The sequence below is a fragment of the Streptomyces beijiangensis genome, assembly GCF_017315755.1.
Classification (GTDB): domain Bacteria; phylum Actinomycetota; class Actinomycetes; order Streptomycetales; family Streptomycetaceae; genus Streptomyces; species Streptomyces beijiangensis.
In genome coordinates, this window is the sequence record NZ_JAFLRJ010000383.1 from 1 (window position 1) to 23174 (window position 23174).

At 70.0% G+C, this 23174-nt stretch carries 19 protein-coding genes; 13 read left to right on the top strand and 6 right to left on the bottom strand.

Going from position 1 to position 23174, the window contains the following annotated elements; genetic code table 11:
• Window positions 1-1304, top strand: a 1304-nt coding sequence (locus tag J0695_RS31545) for a chitinase (RefSeq protein ID WP_206967870.1), incomplete at its 5' end; no start/stop codon positions are given.
• A gap of 61 nt (window positions 1305-1365) precedes the next feature.
• On the opposite strand, the gene J0695_RS31550 is transcribed toward J0695_RS31545, so the two are convergent.
• Both J0695_RS31550 and J0695_RS31555 read right to left on the bottom strand, forming a co-directional pair.
• Window positions 1366-2760, bottom strand: coding sequence for a DHA2 family efflux MFS transporter permease subunit (locus J0695_RS31550; protein ID WP_206967871.1), 1395 nt, complete (start codon window positions 2758-2760; stop codon window positions 1366-1368).
• 34 nt (window positions 2761-2794) lie between these two features.
• Window positions 2795-3391 (bottom strand): NADPH-dependent FMN reductase, encoded by a 597-nt coding sequence (locus J0695_RS31555; RefSeq protein WP_206967874.1) that lies wholly within the window; start codon window positions 3389-3391, stop codon window positions 2795-2797.
• 67 nt (window positions 3392-3458) lie between these two features.
• Between J0695_RS31555 and J0695_RS45515 the strand changes: the two genes are divergently transcribed.
• Window positions 3459-4100: a TetR/AcrR family transcriptional regulator gene (locus J0695_RS45515; RefSeq protein WP_307798826.1), complete on the top strand. Its 642-nt coding sequence runs from the start codon at window positions 3459-3461 to the stop codon at window positions 4098-4100.
• A gap of 118 nt (window positions 4101-4218) precedes the next feature.
• On the opposite strand, the gene J0695_RS31565 is transcribed toward J0695_RS45515, so the two are convergent.
• On the bottom strand, window positions 4219-4602 hold the full coding sequence (locus J0695_RS31565; RefSeq protein WP_206967876.1) for an RNA-binding S4 domain-containing protein: 384 nt from the start codon (window positions 4600-4602) through the stop codon (window positions 4219-4221).
• Window positions 4603-4779: 177 nt separating this feature from the next.
• Here J0695_RS31565 and J0695_RS31570 point away from each other — a divergent pair, with 177 nt between their 5' ends.
• The 5 genes from J0695_RS31570 to J0695_RS31590 all read left to right on the top strand — a co-directional run bounded on the left by J0695_RS31570 (window position 4780) and on the right by J0695_RS31590 (window position 11648).
• The gene (locus J0695_RS31570; protein WP_206967878.1) at window positions 4780-7002 is read left to right on the top strand and encodes an MMPL family transporter; all 2223 of its coding nucleotides are present in this window, start codon (window positions 4780-4782) and stop codon (window positions 7000-7002) included.
• Window positions 6971-7525: a GNAT family N-acetyltransferase gene (locus J0695_RS31575; protein WP_206967880.1), complete on the top strand. Its 555-nt coding sequence runs from the start codon at window positions 6971-6973 to the stop codon at window positions 7523-7525. Before J0695_RS31570 ends, J0695_RS31575 begins: the two co-directional genes overlap by 32 nt.
• A gap of 35 nt (window positions 7526-7560) precedes the next feature.
• The gene (locus J0695_RS31580) at window positions 7561-8115 is read left to right on the top strand and encodes a hypothetical protein (protein WP_206967882.1); all 555 of its coding nucleotides are present in this window, start codon (window positions 7561-7563) and stop codon (window positions 8113-8115) included.
• 189 nt (window positions 8116-8304) lie between these two features.
• A complete protein-coding gene (locus J0695_RS31585; RefSeq protein WP_206967884.1) occupies window positions 8305-8490 on the top strand; it encodes a hypothetical protein in 186 nt (61 codons plus the stop codon).
• 59 nt (window positions 8491-8549) lie between these two features.
• Window positions 8550-11648 (top strand): helix-turn-helix transcriptional regulator, encoded by a 3099-nt coding sequence (locus J0695_RS31590; RefSeq protein WP_206967900.1) that lies wholly within the window; start codon window positions 8550-8552, stop codon window positions 11646-11648.
• On the opposite strand, the gene J0695_RS31595 is transcribed toward J0695_RS31590, so the two are convergent.
• From J0695_RS31595 to J0695_RS31605, 3 genes are all read right to left on the bottom strand, one after another.
• On the bottom strand, window positions 11629-11790 hold the full coding sequence (locus J0695_RS31595) for a DUF6191 domain-containing protein (RefSeq protein ID WP_242553443.1): 162 nt from the start codon (window positions 11788-11790) through the stop codon (window positions 11629-11631). The genes J0695_RS31590 and J0695_RS31595 overlap by 20 nt on opposite strands.
• A gap of 160 nt (window positions 11791-11950) precedes the next feature.
• Complete coding sequence (locus J0695_RS31600) at window positions 11951-13168, bottom strand: PQQ-dependent sugar dehydrogenase (protein ID WP_206967886.1); 1218 nt, start codon at window positions 13166-13168, stop codon at window positions 11951-11953.
• Between the two features lie 84 nt (window positions 13169-13252).
• Complete coding sequence (locus J0695_RS31605; protein WP_206967888.1) at window positions 13253-14251, bottom strand: aldo/keto reductase; 999 nt, start codon at window positions 14249-14251, stop codon at window positions 13253-13255.
• A 47-nt stretch (window positions 14252-14298) separates the two neighbouring features.
• Between J0695_RS31605 and J0695_RS31610 the strand changes: the two genes are divergently transcribed.
• From J0695_RS31610 to J0695_RS31635, 6 genes are all read left to right on the top strand, one after another.
• Entirely contained in the window at window positions 14299-15237 is a 939-nt protein-coding gene (locus tag J0695_RS31610; RefSeq protein WP_206967890.1) for a 2-hydroxyacid dehydrogenase, read from the top strand.
• Between the two features lie 362 nt (window positions 15238-15599).
• A complete protein-coding gene (locus J0695_RS31615) occupies window positions 15600-18485 on the top strand; it encodes a putative bifunctional diguanylate cyclase/phosphodiesterase (RefSeq protein WP_307798828.1) in 2886 nt (961 codons plus the stop codon).
• A 210-nt stretch (window positions 18486-18695) separates the two neighbouring features.
• On the top strand, window positions 18696-20546 hold the full coding sequence (locus J0695_RS31620; protein ID WP_206967892.1) for an acetolactate synthase large subunit: 1851 nt from the start codon (window positions 18696-18698) through the stop codon (window positions 20544-20546).
• A 29-nt stretch (window positions 20547-20575) separates the two neighbouring features.
• Window positions 20576-21103: an acetolactate synthase small subunit gene (gene ilvN / locus J0695_RS31625; RefSeq protein ID WP_206967893.1), complete on the top strand. Its 528-nt coding sequence runs from the start codon at window positions 20576-20578 to the stop codon at window positions 21101-21103.
• Between the two features lie 83 nt (window positions 21104-21186).
• Window positions 21187-22185, top strand: a complete 999-nt coding sequence (gene ilvC / locus J0695_RS31630) for a ketol-acid reductoisomerase (RefSeq protein ID WP_206967896.1) — start codon at window positions 21187-21189, stop codon at window positions 22183-22185.
• 286 nt (window positions 22186-22471) lie between these two features.
• Window positions 22472-23174: hydroxyacid dehydrogenase (locus J0695_RS31635; protein WP_307798827.1), on the top strand; the 703-nt coding region annotated here is incomplete at its 3' end.

Consider the following 23174-nt stretch of genomic DNA (forward strand, 5'->3'; position numbering starts at 1 on the left):
TCCCCGCCCAGTACGCCGCCCCCTACGCCGAGGTCTGGAACTCGCCCTCCGCGCTGGCCAATGCCCGTACCGCCACCGGCCTGAAGTACTTCACGCTCGCCTTCGTCATCGACGGCGGCGGCTGCAACGCCACCTTCAACGGCGACACCTCGGTCACCGACGCCGCCTGGACCTCCGCCATCAACTCCCTGCGGAGCGCGGGCGGCGACGTCATCGCCTCCTTCGGCGGCGCGTCCGGCACCGAGCTCGGCCTGGCCTGCACCTCGGTGTCGGCGCTCAAGGCGCAGTACAAGCGGGTGATCGACGGGCTCAACCTCACCAGGATCGACCTCGACATAGAGGGTTCCACGCTCGACAACACCACGGCCAACACCCGCCGCAACCAGGCGCTCGCCCAGCTCCAGCAGGAGTACGCGACCGCGGGCCGGAAGCTGGACGTGCAGTACACGCTCCCGGTCAACCCCACCGGCCTGGAGCAGAATTCGATCAACCTGCTCAACAACGCCAAGAGCAACAACCTCACCGTCAACCTCGTCAACATCATGACGATGGATTACGGGCCCGCCATGGACATGGGCAAGGCGGCGACGGACGCGGCGACCGCGCTCCACACCCAGCTCGGCTCCATATGGACGACCAAGACGTCGGCCCAGCTCTGGGCGATGGAGGGCAACACCCCGATGATCGGGGTCAACGACACCCAGGCGGAGGTCTTCTCCACCGCCAACGCCACCACCCTCGCGAACTTCGCGAAGTCCAAGGGCATCCAGGAACTGGCCTTCTGGTCCCTGGGCCGCGACAAGGCCTGCGCCACCAACGGCCAGCTCTCCGACACCTGCAGCGGCACCCCGCAGAGCGCGTACCAGTTCTCCCGCACCTTCAGTACGACGATGAGCGGCGGTGGCACGGCCCCCGGCGCGCCCACCGGCCAGATCACCGGCCTCGGCGGCAAGTGCGTCGACATCGCCTCGGCGAGCAGCGCCAACGGAGCGGCGGTCCAGCTCTACGACTGCAACGGCTCCGGAGCCCAGCAGTGGACGGTGGCGGCCGACGGCTCGCTCCAGGCCCTCGGCAAGTGCCTGGACCTGACAGCGGCCGGGACGGCCAACGGCACCAAGGCCCAGCTCTACGACTGCAACGGCACCGCCGCCCAGCAGTGGCAGAAGGGCTCGGGCAGCACCCTGGTCAACCCGGTGTCGGGCAAGTGCCTCGACGTCACGGACAAGTCCACGGCCAACGGCACCAGGCTCCAGATCTGGACCTGCGCGGGCGGCACGAACCAGCAGTGGAACCTGCCGGCCTGACCGGCCCCACAGCACGCGGCCCCGAGGTGAACGTTCCCTCGGGGCCGCGTTGTCGTCTCCGCTACGGCTTCTTCGCCGAGAGCCGCAGCGCCGACGGCAGCGCCAGCGCCATCAGGGCCACCGCCCAGCCGAAGGCCGCGGTGAAGGACCCGGTGGTGGTGAGCAGCACTGCCATCAGCGCGGTGCCGAGCGAGGCGCTGACCTGCTGGATGATCGTCAGTGCTGTCGTCGCCGAGCCGATGTCCTCCCCGGTGAGGGAGCGGGTCGCCGAGGTCATGGTCGGCATCATGGTCATGCCGATACCGACGCCCATCAGCGTGAGCGATCCTGACAGCCGCCAGATGGGGGCGTGGGCCCCGGACTGGAGGGTGGCCAGCAGGAAGCCCGTCACCGCGATCAGGACTCCGGGTGTCGCGATCCGCCGCGGCGCGATCCGGTCGGTGAGGCGGCTGGCGATCTGCATGGTGGTGCCGGTGACCAGCGCCTGCGGGATGGCGAGCAGGCCCGTCTCGGTGGCGGTCAGGCCGCGCACGTTCTGCCAGTACAGGGGGATGAGGATCATCGACCCGAAGTACGCGGCGGTGAACGGCACCAGGGTGGTGACGGCGCGGGCGAAGGAGGGGCTGCGCAGCAGGGCCAGGTTGATCAGAGGGCGGTCCGACCTGAGTGTCCGTACGATCGCCGCTGCCAGCAGCGCCGCACCGGCCACGGACGGTACGAGCACGCCTGGGGTCGTGAAGTCGGCGTGCTCGCCGCCCACCGAGAGGCCGTAGATCAGCGCGGCCAGGCCGGGGGAGAGCATGAGGAGGGCCGGGAGGTCCAGCCGGCGGGGCGTCCCGGACGGGCGGTCCGCGTGCAGGATCCGGGTGCCGAGCACCAGGGCCGCGATGCCCACAGGGATGTTGATGAAGAAGATCCAGCGCCAGGAGAAGGAATCCACGAACCAGCCGCCGAGCACCGGCCCCGCCATCGGTCCGACGAGGACGGGGATGCCGAGCAGCCCCATCATGCGGCCCTTGCGGGCGGGGTCGGCGGCGCGCAGCACGATCGTCATCCCGATCGGCATGATCATTCCGCCGCCGAGCCCCTGCAGGACGCGGAAGGCGATCAGCGAACCGGAGCTCCAGGCAAGGCCGGTGAGGGCCGAACCGAGGACGAAGAGCGTGATCGCGGTGAGGTAGAGCCGCTTGGTGCCGAAGCGGGACATCGCCCAGGCCGTGACGGGAATGACGGTCGCCAGGGCGAGGGTGTAGCCGGTGGCCGTCCACTGGATGGTGGAGAGCGGGGCGTGGAAGGTCGTGGAGAGGTGGCCCAGTGCGACGTTGACGATGGTCATGTCGAGCACGGTCATGAAGGAGCCGAGAATGACGACGGCTGCGACGGCGAGAGGGCCGTGGCGGTTCGGGGTGGCGGCGGGTGCCGGGGCTTGCCTCGCGGCGGCGCTGGTGGTGCTCATGTCCGTAACTCCCCCTGGAAGGCGTGCGGTCGGGTCAGGCTCCGTAGGGGCGCTCGGTGCGGCCCGTGCGCAGGGTGTGGCCCCACCAGGTGAGCTGGTCGAGCATGCCCTTGCCGGCGCCCTCGGGGAGCTGCGGGTTCACCGGGTCGCCGTCCTCGCCGAATTGCTCCCAGGCCATGTGGAAGCTGACGCTGTCGCGGACGGTCATGGCGTGCAACTCGGCGAAGATCTGGCGCAGTTGCTCGACGGCGCGCAGTCCGCCGCTGATGCCGCCGTAGGAGACGAAGCCGACGGGCTTGGCCTGCCACTGGCTGTAGTGCCAGTCGATGGCGTTCTTCAGGGGTGCCGGGAAGCTGTGGTTGTACTCGGGTGTCACGAAGACGAACGCATCGGCCGCCTCCAGTCGCGGGCTGACGGCGTCGAGCAGTGCGGCGGCGCCGGGGTCCGAGGAGTGCAGGACGCCGGGGAGGGGGTGGGCGGCCACGTCGATCAGGTCGAGTTCGAGGTCGCCGCGCCGGGCGGCGAAGCGCATGAACCAGTCCGTGACCACGGGGCTGAACCTGCCTTCGCGGGTCGAACTGGTGAGGACGGCGACGCGGAGGGGGGCCGAGGACGTGCTGTTCTTCGTCATGTCGAGTAAAGTACAACGTGCATGGCAATGAATGCAACGATCGTTGTAAATCAATCGGAGGTGCGGTGTGGGAACAGCGGTGAAGCGGGCCGGGCTCGCGGAGAAGCGGGAGGCGATCGTGCGCGGCGCCCGCGCGGTCTTCGGGCGCGACGGCTATACACGGGCGAGCATCGGCTCCATCGCCAAGGAGGCCGACGTCTCCACCCGCACCATCTACAACCACTTCGACGGGGGGAAGTCCGAGCTCTTCCGTGTCGTGGTGACGGAGGGCGCCGAGCAGATCGTCGCCGCCCAACTCGACCTGATCGACCGCTACTTGCGCAAGGTCACCGACCTGGAGTCCGATCTGGTGGCCTTCGCGCACGGCTGGATCGAACCGCTGGAGAAGTTCCCCGACCACTTCGCCCTCGTGCGCCAGCTGAACGCCGAGGTCGGTCATCTGCCCCCGGAGCTCCTGGAGGCCTGGCAGGAGGCGGGGCCGCGCAAGACGTTCCGCGTCCTCGCCGAGCGTTTCGCCGGTCTGGCCGCCGAGGGGCTGATCGAGGCCGACGACCCGGAGCGGGCGGCCCTCCACTTCATCCATCTGACCGGAACCGAGGTCACGGCGCGCTCGTACCACGGCGCGGTCCCGCTGCCGCGGAAGACGGTCGACGAGCTGATCGCTTCGGGCGTACGGGCCTATCTGCGCGGTTACCTGCCGCGCGGCTGAGGGAACCCGGCAGGGCTGCGCCTCACGGCGGTGGCCGAGAACCTGGACCTGCCGGACTTCGCGGCCAGGGACATCCTGGCGATCCTGCAGACCGCCGAGGACGCCGCTTCCTGGCCGGTCAGTGCCGGCGCAGCTGTTCCATCTCGCGGCGGTCGCGCTTGGTGGGGCGCCCCGTACCGCGGTCCCGCACCGGGATCTCCACGGCGATCTCGGGTGCAGGGGGCGGCGGGCTGTTGTCGACGTAGCTCTCGGCGGCGACCGGGGGGCCGACCCGTTTCCGTACGACCTTGGAGACGACCACGATCCGCTCCCGGCCCGCATGGAACAGCCGCACCTCGTCGCCGATCTGAACGGCGTGGGCCGGCTTGACCCGCTCACCGTTCAGACGCGCGTGACCGGCCCGGCAGGCGGCGGCGGCCTGGGAGCGGGTCTTGGTCAGCCGTACGGACCAGATCCAGGTGTCGATACGGGCGGTGCCGGTCCCGTTGTCGTCGGAAGCCATGGGACGACTCTACGGGCAGCCACTGACAGCCGGGTGCCCCGAGCGCGTACCGCTGTGACGAGTGCCACGAAACGGGCAATTGATCACCTTTGGGTGTCAGAGTGACCCGTCACAGGTCATGCGCTCTTTGCGGGCAATTCCCGATAAAGATCCACGAACCACCCAGGGAGTACGCCCGTGGCAGCAATCGCCCGGTGGTGCATCAGCCACCGCCTTCTCGCCGTCCTGCTCTGGCTCGTCGCCCTCGGGGGCACGGCCGCGGCGGCAGGGATAGCCGGGTCCGCGTACTCCACCGACTACGAGGTTCCAGGGACGGAGTCGGGGCGGGCGACCGCACTGCTCGACGAGGCCTTCCACGGCCAGGGCGGCGACAGCGACACCATCGTCTGGCACACGGACAGCGGGACCGTCAGGGCCGCCGGCGTCGACCAGCGGATGGACAAGGTCCTCAAGGACGTCCGGGGACTCGACGGGGTCGCCTCCGTGAGCGGCGAGCTGGTCAGCGAGGACGGGCACACCGCGTACGCGACCGTCACCTTCGACCAGCAGTCCGACGCCATTCCCGCGGCCCAGGCCCAGGCCGTCGTCGACACCGCCAAGGCGGCCGCCGGTGACGGGCTCCAGGTCGAGCTGGGCGGCAGCGCGATCGCCCTGACCGAGGCGTCCAGCGCCAACATCAGCGAGATCGTGGGCGTGAGCGTCGCCGCCGTCGTGCTCTTCCTGGCCTTCGGGTCGTTCGCCGCCAGCATGCTGCCGATCGCCACCGCACTCGTCTCGGTCGGTACGGCCTACGCGGGAATCACCCTGCTCGGTCATGTCATGACCGTCGCCGACTTCGCCCCGATGCTGGGCACCCTCATCGGCCTCGGGGTCGGGATCGACTACGCCCTGTTCATCGTGACCAGATACCGCAAGGGGCTGCGGCGCGGTCTGCCGGTCGGCGAAGCGGTGGTCACCGCGGTCGCCACCACCGGCCGGGCCGTCGTCTTCGCGGGCGCCACCGTCTGCATCGCCCTCCTCGGGATGCTGATCCTGCGCCTCAGCTTCCTCAACGGGGTGGCCGTCGCCGCCTCTCTCACCGTGGTGCTGACCGTCGCCGCATCGGTGACACTGCTGCCCGCCCTCCTCTCGTACGTCGGGATGCGCGCATTGAGCCGGCGCGAGCGGCGGCAGCTCACCGAGCACGGACCGCGGCCCGAGGTGCCCACCGGGCTCGCCGCCCGCTGGTCGGTCTTCGTCGAGCGCCACCCCAAGCTGCTCGGTGCGATAGCAGCCGTGGTGATGCTGGGGCTCGCCGTACCGACCCTGGGGCTGCACCTGGGCACATCGGACCAGGGCAACAACCCGGCGTCGTCGACCACCCGGCAGGCGTACGACCTGCTCGCCCAGGGGTACGGCCCCGGGGTCAACGGGCCGCTCACGCTGGTCGCCGAGATGGACGGGGCCGCCGACCGGCTCGCCATGGACCAGCTGCCCGGACAGCTGCGCGCCACCGAGGACGTCGCCTCCGTCAGCTCCATCACCTACAACGGCAGCGGCGACACGGCCCTGATCACCGTCGTACCCGAATCGTCGCCGCAGTCGCAGAAGACCAGCGACCTGGTGGAACGGCTGCGGACCGACGTTCTGCCGAAGGCCGAGAGCGGGACCTCGCTCGACGTCCATGTCGGGGGAGTGACCGCGGGCTACGACGACTTCGCCGGGGTGATCGTCGGCAAGCTGCCGCTCTTCGTGGGTTCGGTGATCGCCCTGGGGAGCGTGCTCCTGCTGCTCGCCTTCCGGTCCGTGGGCATCCCGCTCAAGGCCGCCGCGATGAACGTGATGGCCGTCGCCTCCGCCTTCGGAATCGTCGTCGCCGTCTTCCAGTGGGGCTGGGGGAGCGAACTCCTCGGCCTGGGCAGCGCCGGGCCGATCGAGCCCTTCCTGCCCGTGATCATGGTCTCCGTGCTCTTCGGGCTCTCCATGGACTACCAGGTCTTCCTGGTCAGCCGGATGTACGAGGAGTGGCTGGAGACCGGCGACAACCGGCGGGCCGTACGGGTCGGCCTCGCCGAGACCAGCCGGGTGATCAACTCCGCCGCGGTGATCATGATCTCGGTCTTCCTGGCCTTCGTACTGAGCGGCGAGCGCGTGATCGCGATGTTCGGGATCGGCCTCGCGGCGGCCGTCGCGCTGGACGCCTTCATCCTTCGTACGCTGCTCGTACCCGCCCTGATGCACATGCTCGGCGGCGCGAACTGGTGGCTGCCCGGCTGGCTCGACCGCCGGCTGCCGCGGATCAGTATCGAGCCGCCCGAGTGCCGCACCCGTGCGAGGATCCCGGAGCAGGGACACACCGCGGTGGCGGAGAAGGCGGAGGAGAAGAAGAATGTTCGCGATATCGCTGGGCGACGGCGCTGAGCTCAAGCCCTTGGAGCCGTGGCGCGCAGAGGAATTCCTCGCCCACGTCGACCGGGGCCGGGACTTCATCGGCCAGTACATCGGATTCGCCGACGTCAACAAGGACCTGGAGTCGGCGCGGGCCTTCCTCCAGTCGTACGCGGAGAAGCAGGCCGCCGACGGCGGGCGGCTGTACGGCATCTGGCTGGACGGCACCCTGGTCGGCGGCGTCCTCTTCCGTATCTTCGAACCCGCGATGGGCACCTGCGAGGTCGGCTGCTGGCTGGAGCCCGCGGCCACCGGGCGCGGACTGATCACCACGGCCATCGGCGTGCTCATCGACTGGGCGGTCGACGAGCGCGGGATGCACCGGGTGGAGTGGATCGCGGCCTCCGGCAACACCGCGAGCATCAACGTCGCCAAGCGGCTCGGCATGAAGCACGACGGGACACTGCGCGAGGCGTACCCGTACAAGGGTGTCCGGCACGACGAAGAGATCTGGTCGGTCCTCGCTCCCGAGTGGAGAGCTCACAGGAAACGTTAAGGGGACTCTCAGAAAAGCCCCCTAGCGTGCGGCCCATGAACGCCACCACCAAGACCGAAACGACCGACACCGCTGCCAAGGCGCAGGCTGCCGAGGCCGAGGAGGCCGCGGCGGAGGCGACCGCGGACGACGACGAGGAAGACGACGAGGAGCTGGACGCGCTGCTCGACGCGGAAGAGGCCGCCGCCTCCACCGGAGTCAAGTCCGGTGCGGCAGCCGTCGTGGCCGCCGCGCTCGGCTTCATCTCGCTGAGCGGCAGCTGGCTGGGGACCGTCACGGGTGCCTGGGAGACGCTCTCCGGACAGGTCAAGATGTCCTCCTCGTCGCCCGTCGCGACGCAGATCAAGGAGGGGTACACCGACGGCTGGCACGCGACCGCGCTCATCGGCGGCCTCTTCGCGCTGCTCGCCCTGATCGTCGCGGGCGCCGTGCTCGCCGCCCCCGCCTTCGGTGCTCCCCGCAAGGCGCAGGCCGCGTGGATCAAGTCCGTGTCCTGGGCGGGTCTCGTCCTCGGCGTCATCGGGCTGCTGCTCGCCATCGCCAAGTACACCGACATCATCCTGGGTACGCCGGGACTCCCGTCCGCCTAGGCACCGAGCTCCACTCCTAAGCACCCGGCAAGGGGCCTTAGGCGCATACGCACCCCCTCCGCGTACGCCGCCTAAGGCCCCTTCGCCATGGAGATGCGGCACTCTCCCGATGTGGCAGCACCCCCTGGGAGACGAAGGTTGAGACATCGCAGAAAGCGACAACACACCTTCAGTACAGGGGATCGCATCATGTTCGAGTACGAGATCCAGAAGCAGCGCACCGCCGAACTCCTCCGCCAGGCCGACCACCAGCGCCTCGTCAACGAGATCCGCCGGGCCCGGCGCGACGCCCGTCGCGCCGCGCGGCGGTCTGCGAAGGACGGAACGGAGGGGCGGGTGAGCTCGCTGCGCTCCCGCTTCGTCCGGGCCGCCTGATGCACGTCGTGCCGCTCCCGGCAGTACAAACAGGTGCCGCATCGCCGGACGGCTGTGCGATGCTCGGCGGTGTGGAAAACACGTCCGTGAGCCCGGTGTTCGTCGGTCGTGCCGACGAGCTGACCATCCTGAACGATGCGCTCGCCCGCGCCGCCGCGGGCGAGCCGCAGGCATTGCTCCTCGGCGGTGAGGCAGGGGTCGGCAAGACCCGCCTCGTCGAGGAGTTCATCGCCGGCGCCTGCCGCCGCGACGCGGTCGTGGCGCTCGGCGGCTGCGTCGAGATCGGTGCGGACGGGCTCCCGTACGCACCCTTCTCGACCGCGCTGCGCGCACTGCGCCGCCGGCTGCCCGACGAGATGGCCGCTGCCGCCACGGGGCAGGAGGACGAACTGGCCCGGCTGCTGCCCGAACTGGGCGAGACGAGCAGCAACTCCCGCACCGAGGACGGCACCGCGCGCCTCTTCGAACTGACCGTCCGTCTCCTGGAGCGGACCGCCGCGGACCGCACGGTGGTGCTCGTCCTGGAGGACATGCACTGGGCGGACGCATCCACGCGCCATCTCCTCTCGTACATCTTCCGGACCCTGCGCCGGGGACGGATCGTCGTCGTCGCCACCTACCGGGCCGATGACATCCACCGCCGCCACCCGCTGCGCCCGCTCCTGGCCGAACTGGACCGGCTGCGTACGGTCAGGCGCATCGAGCTCGACCGCTTCACCCGGTCCGAGGTCCACCGCCAGCTGACCGGAATCCTCGCCGCCGAACCGGACGCCCGCCTCGTCGACGACATTTTCACCCGCTCCGACGGCAACGCCTTCTTCGTCGAGGAACTCGCCGTCTGCAGCGAGAACGGCTGCGTCACGGGCATCAGCGACTCCCTGCGCGACCTGCTCCTGGTCCGGGTCGAGACGCTGCCCGAGAACGCCCAGCGCGTCGCCCGCTTCGTCGCCGAAGGCGGCTCCACCGTCGAGTACCCGCTGCTCGCGGCGGTCGCCCGGCTCTCCGAGGACGACCTCATCGAGGCGCTGCGGGCCGCCGTCGGCGCCAACATCCTCCTTGCCACGCCGGACGGCGACGGCTACCGCTTCCGGCACTCCCTGGTCCGCGAGGCCGTCAGCGACGACCTGCTGCCGGGCGAGCGTTCCCGTCTCAACCGGCGGTGCGCCGAGGCCCTGGAGGCCGACCCCTCTCTTGTACGGGCCGACGAGCGCACCACCCGTCTTGCCGGTTACTGGTACTACGCGCACGACGCGGCCAAGGCCCTGCCCGCCGTACTCAACGCCTCCGTCGAGGCGCGGCGCCGGCACGCCTACTCCGAGCAGCTGCGGCTCCTGGAGCGCGCGATGGAGGTCTGGGACAGCGCCCCCGACGAGGTGCGGCGCGAGCTGCGGCCGCTCGACTACGCCGACGCCTACCCGGCCTGCGACTGCGCGCCGGACTCCACGGCCGTGCTGCGCTATCTCGACCTGATGGCCGAGGCCACCGTCGCCGCACGCCTCTGCGGGGAGCGCGAACGCGCCCTGAAGATCTGCAAGAAGGCGCTGCGGATGATCGAGGATGAGCAGGATCCTCCCCCGAGCTCTCCACTTCGTTCGAGCACGGGGGACCCTCTTCGCGCCGCCTGGTTCTGGATCCAGCGCTCCCGGCTGATGCAGAACCTGGGCCGGGGCGACGGCTGGGCGGAGATCTCCCGCGCGCAGGAACTGGTGCGCGGCCTCTCGCCGTCCGCCGTCCACGCACAGGTGCTCGCCAGCTCGGCGAACTGGGGCTGGCTCCATGAACCGGGCCCCGACAGCCTGGCCGCCGCCGAACGCGCCGTGGAGTACGCCCGGCTGGTCGACGCGGAGGAGATCGAACTGAGCGCCCGGCTCACGCTCGGCGGACTCCTGGCCGACTCGGGTGACATCGAGCGCGGACTCACCATCATGCGCGACACCCTCAAGCGCATCGGCGAGCTCGGCCTGATCGCAGAACTGGGCCGCGCCCATACGAACCTGGCGTCGAACCTGGAGTCCGTCGGTCGCTCCAGCGAAGCGATCGAGGTGGCCGCCGCCGGGGTCGAGCTGGCACGCACCTACAGCCTGGGCGACAACGAGGCCTGGGCCCGCCGCAACATGGCCGAATCACTGTTCTCGCTCGGCCGCTGGGACGAACTCGGAGGCTGCGCCCAGCGTGTGCTGGACGCGGCACACAGCACCGCACCGCGGGGCGGCGTCGCGCTCCTGCTGGCCGCCCTGGCTCTGGCCCGCGGTGAACTGGACGCGGCCACCGCCCACTTGGCCTCCGCGCACGAACACTTCGGCACTCACGACCCGATGCCCCAGCACTCCATCCCGGTGTCCCAGATCGTCTTGGGGATAGCCGCCGGCCAGGGCCGCCTCGACGACGCCAGGGCCGAACTGGCCCGTACGGTGGAGGCCGGATTCGCGCCCGGCACCCAGCGCTTCGCCTGGCCCCTGCTGTTCGCGGCCGCCACCGCCGAGGCGAACACCCGCGGCCTGCCCTCCGCGGAGGCCGGACGCGCCGCCACTCTGACCCACATCCGTACAACGGCGCGCAAGCTGGCCGCACCGGCTCCGGTCTGGGCGGCGTACTCCCTCCTCGTCGCGTCCGAGGCCGACCGCGCCGAGGGCATCGACCGCGCCGAGCGCTGGGCCGAGGTCGTCACCGCCCTGGAACAGGTGGAGCGCCCGTACGAACTGGCCCGGGCCCGCCACCACTGGGCGGCCGCACTTCTCGCCGAGGGCGGCGACCGCGGGGCGGCCGGGGAACTGATCCGGCTGGTTCACGCCGTGGCCGGCCAACTCGGTGCACGGCCCCTGCGCGAGGAGGCCGAACTGCTCGCCCAGCGCGCCAGGATCTCGCTCACCTCACCGGGACCCGTCGCCGCCTCCGCCCCGGACGACGGCTTCGGGCTGACCAGCCGCGAACAGGACGTGCTGCGCCTGGTCGCGGTCGGCCGCTCCAACCGTCAGATCGCCGAGGAGCTGTTCATCTCGCCGAAGACGGCGAGTGTGCACGTCTCCAACATCCTGGCGAAGCTGGGCGTCACGGGCCGCGGTGAGGCCGCCGCCCTCGCCCACCGGCTGCGGCTGTTCCCCGACGAGCAGGCCCCGGCGCAGGACGCACAGGCGGAGGTCACTCGGGCCGTCGGATGACCACCTTGCCCGAGGTCAGGTCTATCGGTCCGCGGCCCGGGTCGGTGTCACCCAGCTCGACCCGGGACAGCTCCAGCCGCTTCTGCTCGTCGTCGGTGTGCTTGCGCCCCGGCGCGAACAGCTGCTCGATCATGTTGAACATTCGGCCCCCTGTCGGGTGTCCTCTTGTTTCACTGAACTTCGCTTCGCGATGCCGACCCTGATCGGCTCGGTGGCCTGCTTGTCCGGCCGGGGGTCCGGCCCGCGGCGCAGCCGCATTCGGGCGCGGCGTCCCCCGGGAAGGAACAGCAGCGTAACCCCGGCTATCGCACCTCCAGCTGGAGAATCCGGTCGTCCCCTGCCGCCGGTGTGCCCCGCCCGTCCGTGTTGCTGGTCACCAGCCAGAGCCGGTCCCCGCCCGCGGCCACCACGGTGCGCAGCCGTCCGTACTTCCCCTTCAGGAAGTCCTGCGGCTCGGCCACCGGCTTTGTGCCGTTCAGCGGGATCCGCCAGAGCCGCTCACCGCGCAGCCCTGCCATCCAGACCGACCCCCGGACGATGGCGATACCGCTCGGTGAGGCTTCGGAGGTCGCCCACTGCTCCACCGGGTCGACGAACCCCTGCTTGCCCGTCCTGCCCTCGACCACGGGCCAGCCGTAGTTCTTCCCCGGCTCGATCAGATTCAGTTCGTCCCAGGTGTCCTGGCCGAATTCCGAGGCCCAGAGCCGGTTCTGTCCGTCCCAGGCCAGTCCCTGCACATTGCGGTGCCCGTAGGTGTAGACCACCGAGTCGGCCTCGGGGTTGCGCGGGGCGGGCTGTCCGTCCGGCGTCATCCGCAGGATCTTCCCGGCGAGCGCCTTCTTGTCCTGGGCCAGCCCGCGGTCGCCCGTCTCGCCCGCGCCTGCGTAGAGCATCCCGTCCGGGCCGAAGGCGATCCGCCCGCCGTTGTGGATCATGCCTTTGTGGATGCCCTTGAAGATGGTGTCCGGGGCGCCGAGACGACGGCCGGCCGGCTGCTTCGCGTCGTACAGCATCCGCGCGATCCGGTTGTCGGACGCGGTGGTGAAGTACGCGTAGACCAGGTGGTCCGAGGCGTACGTGGGGGAGAGCGCGATCCCGAGCAGTCCGCCCTCCCCGCCGGGCGACACCCCGGGCACGGACCCGACCAGGCTCTTCTTCCCGCTCTTGCCGTCGACCAGGGTGATCGTCCCCTCGTCGCGCGAGGAGACCAGCAGATCCCCTTCCGGCAGCGGGGCGAGCCCCCACGGCGACTTGAGGCCGGTGGTCAAGGTGGAGACCACCTTCACCGAGCCCTTCGCCGGCGCGGCCTCCGCGGACGGCCCGTCCGAGGACTCGGCGGCGGGCCCGGTGGAGGCCGTCGGTGGGCTGCCGGATTCCGGTGCGGTCCCCTTCGCGCTCCCCGACGACGAGCACCCGGCGGACAGCAGCAGCACCACAGCGGTCAACGCAGCTGCCACGGCTGGACGTTGCACAGTTCGCACGGTCCTGATCCCTTCGACGACAGCACAACTACCTGTCATACACCGCTGCCCTGTCGAAGGTTCCCATCCGGCTTCGGAAGAAGCCGGAAGAAGCCGGAAGGAGGCGGAAGGAGCCGGAGGAAGTCAGTCCCAGGAGCCCCGCGCGGGCGGCAGCCCCCCGATCTCCGCCATGTCCGCCTCCGTCAGTACGAGATCCGCCGCCCCGGCGTTCTCCACCGCCCACTCCTCCCGCTTGGCCCCCGGCACCGGCACCACCTGCCGCCCCTGCCCCAGCACCCAGGCCAGCGCCACCTGCGCCGGAGTCGTCCCTTCGCCGTGGAGCCGCGCGATCCGCCGCAGTCCCGCCACCACCGGCTGGTTGGCCGCCATCATCTCGGCCGTGAACCGCGGATGCCTGGCCCGTACGTCGTCCGGCTCGAAGCCCTGCCCCGGCGTCAGCGTCCCCGTCAGAAAGCCGTTGCCCAGCGGCATCGCGGCCATGAACCCGACACCCCGCGCCTCGCACCATGGCAGCAGTGCGTCCAGCGCCTCCGGCGACCACACCGAGAGCTCCGCCTGGACCGCGCTCACCGGGAACACCTGCTGCACACGCTCCAACTGCCGCACGGTCTGGTCGTGCAGCCGTGCCCCGGAACGCCGGGCCGCCCGCGCCCCGACCGCGCAGAGCCCCAGCGCCCGCACCTTCCCCGCGCCCACCAGCTCCGCCATCGCACCCCAGGTCTCCTCCACCGGGACCTCCGGATCGGCCCGGTGCAGCTGGTAGAGGTCGATCACATCGGTGCCGAGACGCCGCAGCGAGGCATCGCACGCCCGCCGTATGTACCCGGGCCGCCCGTTGGCCACCAGATGCTGCTCGCCCACGAGCAGCCCGCACTTGGTGGAGACGAAGGCATCGGCCCGCCGCTCCCTGAGCACCCGGCCGAGGAGCAGCTCATTGGTGAAGGGCCCGTACATGTCGGCCGTGTCCAGCAGCGAGGAACCCGCGTCGAGTGCGGCGTGCACCGCCCGCAGAGAGCGGCTCCCGCTCTGCTCCGATCCGCTGTACGCCCAGCTCATCGGCATGCAGCCGAGTCCGATCGCGCCCACTTCGAGCGCCGCCGCCCCAATCGTCCTGCGCTCCACCTGGCCGCGTCCTCCCTGTTCCCGGCCACCAAACTAACCTCCTGTCCATGACTGCTGATGTGTGGCTCCCCATCCCGGCCGACGAGATCGACGGACTCCCCGAGAACCTCACCTACCGCTTCTGGGACGGCGGCCCCGACTATCCCGCCGACCCGGCCGACTGCGCTTTCTACGTCGTCCCGTACATGAAGGGCATGGACACCGCGCTGCGCCCGCTCCCCGCGATGTCCTCGGTCCGTGCCGTGCAGACGCTCTCCGCCGGAACCGACCATGTCCAGCCGGGACTTCAGGGCCTCCACCCGGGCATCCGGCTCTGCAACGCCCGCGGCGTCCACGAGGCCTCGACCGCCGAACTCACCCTCGCCCTGGTCCTTGCCTCCCTGCGCGGTCTTCCCCGCTTCGTGGAGGGGCAGCGGCAGGAGGAGTGGCGGTCCGGCTTCTACCCCGCGCTTGCCGACAAATCCGTCCTGATCATCGGTTACGGATCCATCGGCGCGGCCATCGAGGACCGGCTCGCGCCCTTCGAGTGCGCGCGGGTGATACGCGTCGCGCGCTCCCCGCGAGAGACCGTGCGCGGTCCGGTGCATCCGATCGCCGAACTTCCCGGACTCCTCCCCGATGCCGACGTCGTCATCCTCTCCACGCCCCTCACCGAGGACACCAAGGGCCTTGCCGGGGCGGACTTCCTGGCCCGTATGAAGGACGGTGCGCTCCTGGTGAACGTCTCGCGGGGCCCGGTCGTCGACACCAAGGCGCTCCTCGCCGAACTGGAGAGTGGTCGGATCACTGCCGCCCTGGATGTCACCGATCCTGAGCCGTTGCCCGCAGGTCACCCGCTCTGGCATGCACCCGGCTGCCTCATCAGCCCCCATGTCGGCGGCTCCACTTCGGCGTTCCTGCCCCGCGCAAAGCGGCTGCTCGCCGCCCAGCTCACGCGGTTCGCCGCCTCGGAACCCCTGGAGAACATCGTCCTGACCACCGGGTAGGCACTCTCCGCAGGCGCGCGGATGCACCAGGTGCCCGCAACGCCCTTGGTGGTGACGGAGAGTAGAGGAACTATGTCCCTGAGTGACGAGACTGGTGTATCGTCCCGAACGGGGGCTGCGCCGCGCAATCCGCGGTGCGGGGGAGCGTACAGACACTGAGGGGGGCGACGGGCGATGCACGGCCAATGGACGAAACATCCGACGCGGCAGGTCCGCCGACGACGATCCTGGCACGCACCGACGCACAGACCTGGCTCATGCACCGAGACGACGCAGACAACGCCGCGGACCACCACACAGGCCACGCGCGCCACACGGACCACACGGACCACGACGGAGAAGACGACGACCGGGACGGACCGGTGAGCGCGCAGGGGGCGCTGCTCTCCCGGTCGCCGGTCGCCGGCGGATCCGGCGGTCCGACCGGGCTGCTCTCCCAGCTCCTCCTCGCCGTGGCGTGCGGGGGGTACGCCACCGGCGCCGCGCTCGGCTGGGGCTCACCGGAAGTGGCCCTGGTCATGGGCGACTTCGGGCTCGCGGCGGCCGCCGCACTCGCCTCCGTCTCCTGCTTCGCCTACGCACGTACGCACGAGACCCGTTTTCGGCCCGCCTGGCTGCTCTTCTCGGTCTCCTCCGCGATGGCCGCGGGCGGGAACGCCGTCTGGGGGTGGTACGAAGTCGTCCTGCGCGAACCGGTGCCCAGCCCCTCCCTCGCCGACCTCTTCTTCCTCTGCTTCGCCCCGCCCGCCATCGTCGGACTGCTCGTCCTCGCCAAACGCCCTGTCACCCGGGCCGGCTGGGTCTGTCTGGCACTGGATTCCTGGCTGATCGGCGGCTCGCTGCTGACGCTCTCCTGGAGCCTGGCCCTCGCGCACACCGCGCATCTCGAAGGCAGGCACGAGAGCGTGGCCCATGCCGCGCTCTCGCTCGCCTACCCGCTCCTGGACATCGTGCTGGTCTCGATGGTCCTGGCCCTGCACTTCCGCAGATCGAACGCCAACCGCACGGCCATCAACACCGCCATCGCGGCCCTCGCCCTCACCGTCCTGTCCGACGCCCTGTTCACCTCGCCGCTGCTGCGCGACAACTACCGCTCGGGCCAGCTCCTGGACGCAGGCTGGTTCGCCGGTTCGCTGCTCCTCGCGTACGCACCGTGGGGTGCTCGCCGGGCGTCCCGCCCGGCCCCGCGCGACACGCTCCGTGAGGATCCGGCGCCCGCGCTGCCGGGCATCCGCAATCTCAGCCGTCCCATCGCCAGTTCGCTGGCCGCCCTCACCCCGTACCTGGCGGCTGCCGTCTGCACTCTCGGGATCCTCTACAACGTGGTCGACGGCCGCAGGGTGGACCGGGTCGTCGTCTTCACGGGCTGCACCGTCGTCCTCGCCCTGGTCGTACGGCAGGGCATCATGCTCGTCGACAACATCGCCCTCACCCATGAACTGGCGCAGAAGGAGAACCACTTCCGCTCCCTGGTGCAGGGCTCGAGCGACGTCATCATGATCGCCGCCCCCACCGGAATCCTGCGGTACGTCTCCCCGGCCGCCTCCGGGGTCTACGGCAGGGAGGCCGACGACCTCATCGGCTCGGAGCTCGCCTCGCTCATCCATCCGGAGGACCTGGGGCTCGTGGTCCACGAGGTGCGGCGCTTTCTGGCCACTTCCCCCGCGAATGAGCCGACCACCCGTATCGAGTGCCGCTTCCGCTCCGGCACGGGAGACTGGCTCAATGTGGAGTCCACCGTCAACCGCCACCAGGGCGGTCTGATCTTCAACAGCCGTGACGTCACCGAACGGGTGCGCCTGCAGGCCCAGTTGCAGCACAACGCCGAGCACGACCCGCTCACCGATCTGCCCAACCGCGCCCTGTTCACCCAGCGGGTACGCAAGGCGCTCAGCGGCCGCCGGGTCACCGACCACGGCACGGCAGTGCTCTTCATCGACCTCGACGGCTTCAAGGCGGTGAACGACACCATCGGCCACCAAGCCGGCGACGAGCTGCTGATCCAGGCCGCCCGCCGCCTCCAGGAATCGGTGAGAGTGGCCGACACGGCCGCCCGCCTCGGCGGTGACGAGTTCGCGGCCCTCATCCTGGGCGACGGCGGCCGCGACCACGCGGCCCGTGAGTACCAGGTCCATGAGATCGCCGACCGGCTGCGCCTCACCCTCTCCCAGCCGTACCGCATCGAGGGCAGTGAGGTACGGGTCGCGGCCTCCATCGGCGTCGCCTTCGCCGAGCCCGGCATCACGCCGACCGATCTGATGCGCAACGCCGACCTCGCCATGTACCGCGCCAAGGCGGCGGGCAAGGACCGCGTGGAGCTGTACGCCCCGCAGATGCAGGCCGAGGTGGTGCGCCGCTCGGAGCTGGCCGCCCGGCTGAGAACGGCCCTGCACGACGGGGAGTTCGCCCTGCTGCACCAGCCGGTGGTCAACCTCACCACCGGGAAGATCACCGCTGTCGCCGCCCAGGCGCGCTGGAGATCCGCCCAGGGCATCCTGTTCACCCCGGCCGAATTCCTGCGCGTACAGGAGACCGGGGAGAGCGAGGCCGGCGCCCGTACGGCCGAGCTCGGGCGCTGGCTGCTCGAAGAGGCCGTGGAGCAGGCCGCCGAGCGCTCCAAGGCGGGGCACGAGACGCCTGTCGCGGTGCGGATCTCCGCGCGCAGATTGTTGGACAAGTCCATGCCGCTCGGTTCGATCGAGGCGCTGCTGACCCGGTACGGACTGCCGTCGGGCGCCCTGGTCGTGGAGATCTCCGACAGCGACCCACGCGTCCCCTTCGAGGACCTGGAGCGCCGTCTGATGGCGTTGCGCAGGCTGGGTGTACGGATCGCCCTGGACGGATTCGGCAGCGGGTACGCCGCGATCAACGCACTGCGCCGACTGCCCATCGACGTACTGAAACTGGACCGCGGTCTGGTCGAGGGCGTGGTGGAGTCGGCCAGGCTGCACAAGATCACCAGCGGTCTGCTGAGGATCGCCTGCGATCTGGGCCTGCAGTCGGTGGCGGACGGCGTGGACGTCCCCGAACAGGTGCTGGCGCTGCGCGCGATGGGCTGTACACACGGGCAGGGGATGGCGTTCTCCGGACCGCTGGACGAGTACCGGCTGCGGCGCGCGCTGTCGCGCGGCGACTACCCCGTCCCCGGCATGCCCGGTGCCGCAGGCAGGCCTGTTCTGCTGGGGACACGCCCGTCCGTTCACTCCCTGGTGCGCTCAAATACTGAGACGCCCGTCCCACCCACTTGACAGTCACTACGCGCCGGGGGGAGGGTCAATGCCATGCGCACCCGAATTCTCGTACTTGGAAAGCGCGTCGGCTGAAGCGGAGCTCCTCACCAGCTCTGCAGACCGCACCGGCGCGCTCCCCTCGCTTGCCTCACGGCACGGGGGGTTTTTTGTTGCACTGGCACTTCCCAAACCCTCGCAAATCCCTCAGCTTCGAGAAGAGATTCGCTGATGACCGAGCAGGCCACCGGGGCCCACCACCCGCATCCGCGGGCCCGTAACGGCGGACAGCACTCCGCCTCCGCCGTCGAGCACGTCACGGGTGCGCAGTCCCTCATCCGTTCCCTCGAAGAGGTGGGCGCCGACACGGTATTCGGCATTCCCGGCGGTGCGATCCTCCCGGCGTACGACCCGATGATGGACTCCACCCGGGTCCGGCACATCCTGGTCCGCCACGAGCAGGGCGCGGGCCACGCGGCCACCGGTTACGCCCAGGCCACCGGCAAGGTCGGCGTGTGCATGGCCACTTCGGGCCCCGGCGCCACCAACCTGGTCACCCCGATCGCCGACGCCCACATGGACTCCGTCCCGATCGTCGCGATCACCGGCCAGGTGGCAGCGGCCTCGATCGGCACGGACGCCTTCCAGGAGGCGGACATCTGCGGCATCACGATGCCGATCACCAAGCACAACTTCCTGGTCACCAAGGCCGAGGACATCCCGCACACCATCGCCGAGGCCTTCCACATCGCCTCGACGGGCCGTCCGGGACCCGTCCTGGTCGACATCGCCAAGGACGCGCTCCAGGCGAAGACCACGTTCTCCTGGCCGCCGCAGATGGACCTGCCGGGCTACCGCCCGGTGACCAAGCCGCACGCCAAGCAGATCCGTGAGGCCGCCAAGCTCATCACCCAGGCCAAGCGCCCGGTGCTGTACGTCGGCGGCGGTGTCATGAAGGCCGGCGCGACCGCCGAGCTGAAGGTCCTGGCCGAGCTCACCGGAGCGCCCGTCACCACCACCCTGATGGCGCTCGGCTCCTTCCCCGACAGCCATCCGCTGCACGTGGGAATGCCCGGCATGCACGGTGCGGTCACCGCCGTCACCGCGCTGCAGAAGGCCGACCTGCTGATCGCCCTCGGCACCCGCTTCGACGACCGCGTCACCGGCAAGCTGGACAGCTTCGCCCCCTTCGCGAAGATCATCCACGCGGACATCGACCCGGCCGAGATCGGCAAGAACCGCGAGGTCGACGTGCCGATCGTCGGCGACGCCCGCGAGGTCATCGCCGACCTGGTCCAGGCCGTCCAGGCCGAGCACACCGAGGGCCATGTGGGGGACTACAGCGCCTGGTGGAAGGACCTCAACCGCTGGCGCGACACCTACCCGCTGGGCTACGACCTGCCCGAGGACGGCACGCTCTCCCCGCAGCAGGTCATCGAGCGCATCGGCCAGGCCGCCCCCGAGGGCACGATCTTCGCGGCGGGCGTCGGCCAGCACCAGATGTGGGCCTCGCACTTCATCCAGTACGAGCAGCCCTCGACCTGGCTCAACTCCGGCGGCGCCGGGACGATGGGTTACGCGGTCCCGGCCGCGATGGGCGCCAAGGCGGGCATGCCCGACCGCACCGTCTGGGCGATCGACGGCGACGGCTGCTTCCAGATGACCAATCAGGAACTGACCACCTGCGCGCTCAACAACATCCCGATCAAGGTCGCCATCATCAACAACGGCGCGCTCGGGATGGTCCGCCAGTGGCAGACCCTCTTCTACAACCAGCGCTACTCCAACACGGTGCTGCACAACGGCGAGGGCGAGGGCGGCGCCAACACCGGCACCCGCGTCCCCGACTTCGTGAAGCTCTCCGAGGCCATGGGCTGTGTGGCCCTGCGCTGTGAGCGCCCCGAGGACCTGGACAAGGTCATCGCCGAGGCCAACTCCATCAACGACCGGCCCGTCGTGGTGGACTTCATCGTCCACGAGGACGCCATGGTCTGGCCGATGGTGGCCGCCGGAACGTCCAACGACGAGGTCATGGCCGCCCGCGGCGTCCGCCCCGACTTCGGCGACAACGAAGACGACTGAGCGAAGAGCCGAGAGAGAGACCAGCCACCATGTCCAGCAAGCACACGCTCTCCGTCCTGGTCGAGAACACCCCCGGCATCCTCGCCCGGATCGCCGCCCTGTTCTCCCGCCGAGGCTTCAACATCGACTCGCTCGCCGTGGGCGTCACCGAGCACCCCGACATCTCCCGGATCACCATCGTGGTCGGTGTCGAGGAGCTGCCCCTAGAGCAGGTGACCAAGCAGCTCAACAAGCTGGTCAACGTTCTGAAGATCGTCGAACTCGAGCCCGGCGCTGCGATCCAGCGCGAGCTCGTTCTGGTGAAGGTCCGCGCCGACAACGAGACGCGGTCCCAGATCACCGAGATCGTCCAGCTGTTCCGCGCCAAGACCGTCGACGTCTCCCCGGATGCCGTGACCATCGAGGCCACCGGCGGAGCCGACAAGCTGGAGGCGATGCTCAAGATGCTGGAGCAGTACGGCATCAAGGAGCTCGTCCAGTCCGGGACGATCGCCATAGGGCGCGGCGCCAGGTCCATCACGGACCGCTCCCTGCGGGCACTCGACCGCAGCGCCTGAGTCCGGATCCCGGACCTTCAAACCTTCCCTCCCCCGCCCGCCGTACGGTGGGTGCACCACCTGCACACCAAGGAGATATCCCAGTGGCCGAGCTGTTCTACGACGACGATGCCGACCTGTCCATCATCCAGGGCCGCAAGGTCGCGGTCATCGGTTACGGCAGCCAGGGCCACGCCCACGCGCTGTCGCTGCGTGACTCGGGTGTCGACGTCCGCGTCGGTCTCCACGAGGGCTCCAAGTCCAAGGCGAAGGCCGAGGAGCAGGGCCTGCGTGTGGTGACCGTGTCCGAGGCCGCCGCCGAGGCCGACGTCATCATGGTCCTGGTGCCGGACCCGCTCCAGGCCCAGGTCTACGAGGAGTCCATCAAGGACAACCTCAAGGACGGCGACGCGCTGTTCTTCGGCCACGGTCTGAACATCCGCTTCGACTTCATCAAGCCGCCGGCCAACGTCGACGTCTGCATGGTCGCGCCCAAGGGCCCGGGTCACCTCGTGCGCCGTCAGTACGAAGAGGGCCGCGGCGTCCCGTGCATCGTGGCCGTCGAGCAGGACCCGACGGGCAACGGCCTCGCGCTGGCCCTCTCGTACGCGAAGGGCATCGGCGGCACCCGCGCCGGCGTCATCAAGACGACCTTCACCGAGGAGACCGAGACCGACCTCTTCGGCGAGCAGGCCGTTCTCTGCGGTGGCACCGCGGCGCTCGTCAAGGCGGGCTTCGAGACGCTCACCGAGGCCGGTTACCAGCCGGAGATCGCGTACTTCGAGTGCCTCCACGAGCTGAAGCTCATCGTCGACCTCATGTACGAGGGCGGCCTGGAGAAGATGCGCTGGTCCATCTCGGAGACCGCCGAGTGGGGCGACTACGTCACCGGCCCGCGCATCATCACCGACCAGACCAAGGTCGAGATGAAGAAGATCCTCTCCGAGATCCAGGACGGCACGTTCGCCCGTGAGTGGATGGCGGAGTACCACGGCGGTCTGAAGAAGTACAACGAGTACAAGACCGCGGACTCCGAGCACCTCCTGGAGACCACTGGCAAGGAGCTCCGCAAGCTCATGAGCTGGGTCGACGAAGAGGCGTAAGCAACCGCCGCACCGCTGCTCCGGCGGGCCCTCGCGGGTCCGCCGGAGCGGGCGGTTCCGGGCTCGCACCGCCGTGGGCGTTCACGTTGGTTCGTACGCCTGTACAGCGCGTCCACCCCCGTGAGGGTGATCCTTCCGTTGGGGCGTAATCGCCGCCCCGGCACAGCACTAGACTGCACACCACATTCGCGTCAGGCCCACAGCGTCGTGCGTCTTCCACGCGGTAGCCCCTCCACCGCCTGCGGCCGTCGGGACGGCCGTCCGCACTGGACTTGTGAGGACTCACGTGAGCTCGAAACCTGTCGTACTCATCGCTGAAGAGCTGTCGCCCGCCACTGTCGACGCACTGGGCCCGGACTTCGAGATCCGGCACTGCAACGGCGCGAACCGCGCCGAGTTGCTGCCCGCCATCGTCGATGTCGACGCGATTCTCGTACGCTCCGCCACCAAGGTCGACGCCGAGGCCATCGCCCTGGCGAAGAAGCTGAGGGTCGTCGCCCGTGCCGGTGTCGGCCTGGACAACGTCGACGTCTCCGCCGCCACCAAGGCCGGCGTGATGGTCGTCAACGCCCCGACCTCCAACATCGTCACCGCCGCCGAGCTCGCCTGCGGTCTGCTCATCGCCACCGCCCGGAACATCCCCCAGGGCAGCCAGGCGCTGAAGGCCGGTGAGTGGAAGCGTTCGAAGTACACCGGCGTCGAGCTCGCCGAGAAGACCCTGGGAGTCGTCGGCCTCGGCCGCATCGGCGCGCTGGTCGCCCAGCGCATGTCGGCCTTCGGTATGAAGATCGTCGCGTACGACCCCTATGTGCAGCCCGCACGCGCCGCGCAGATGGGCGTGAAGGTCCTCACCCTCGACGAGCTGCTCGAGGTCTCGGACTTCATCACCGTCCACCTTCCCAAGACCCCCGAGACGCTCGGCCTCATCGGCGACGACGCGCTCCACAAGGTCAAGCCGACCGTGCGGATCGTCAACGCCGCGCGCGGCG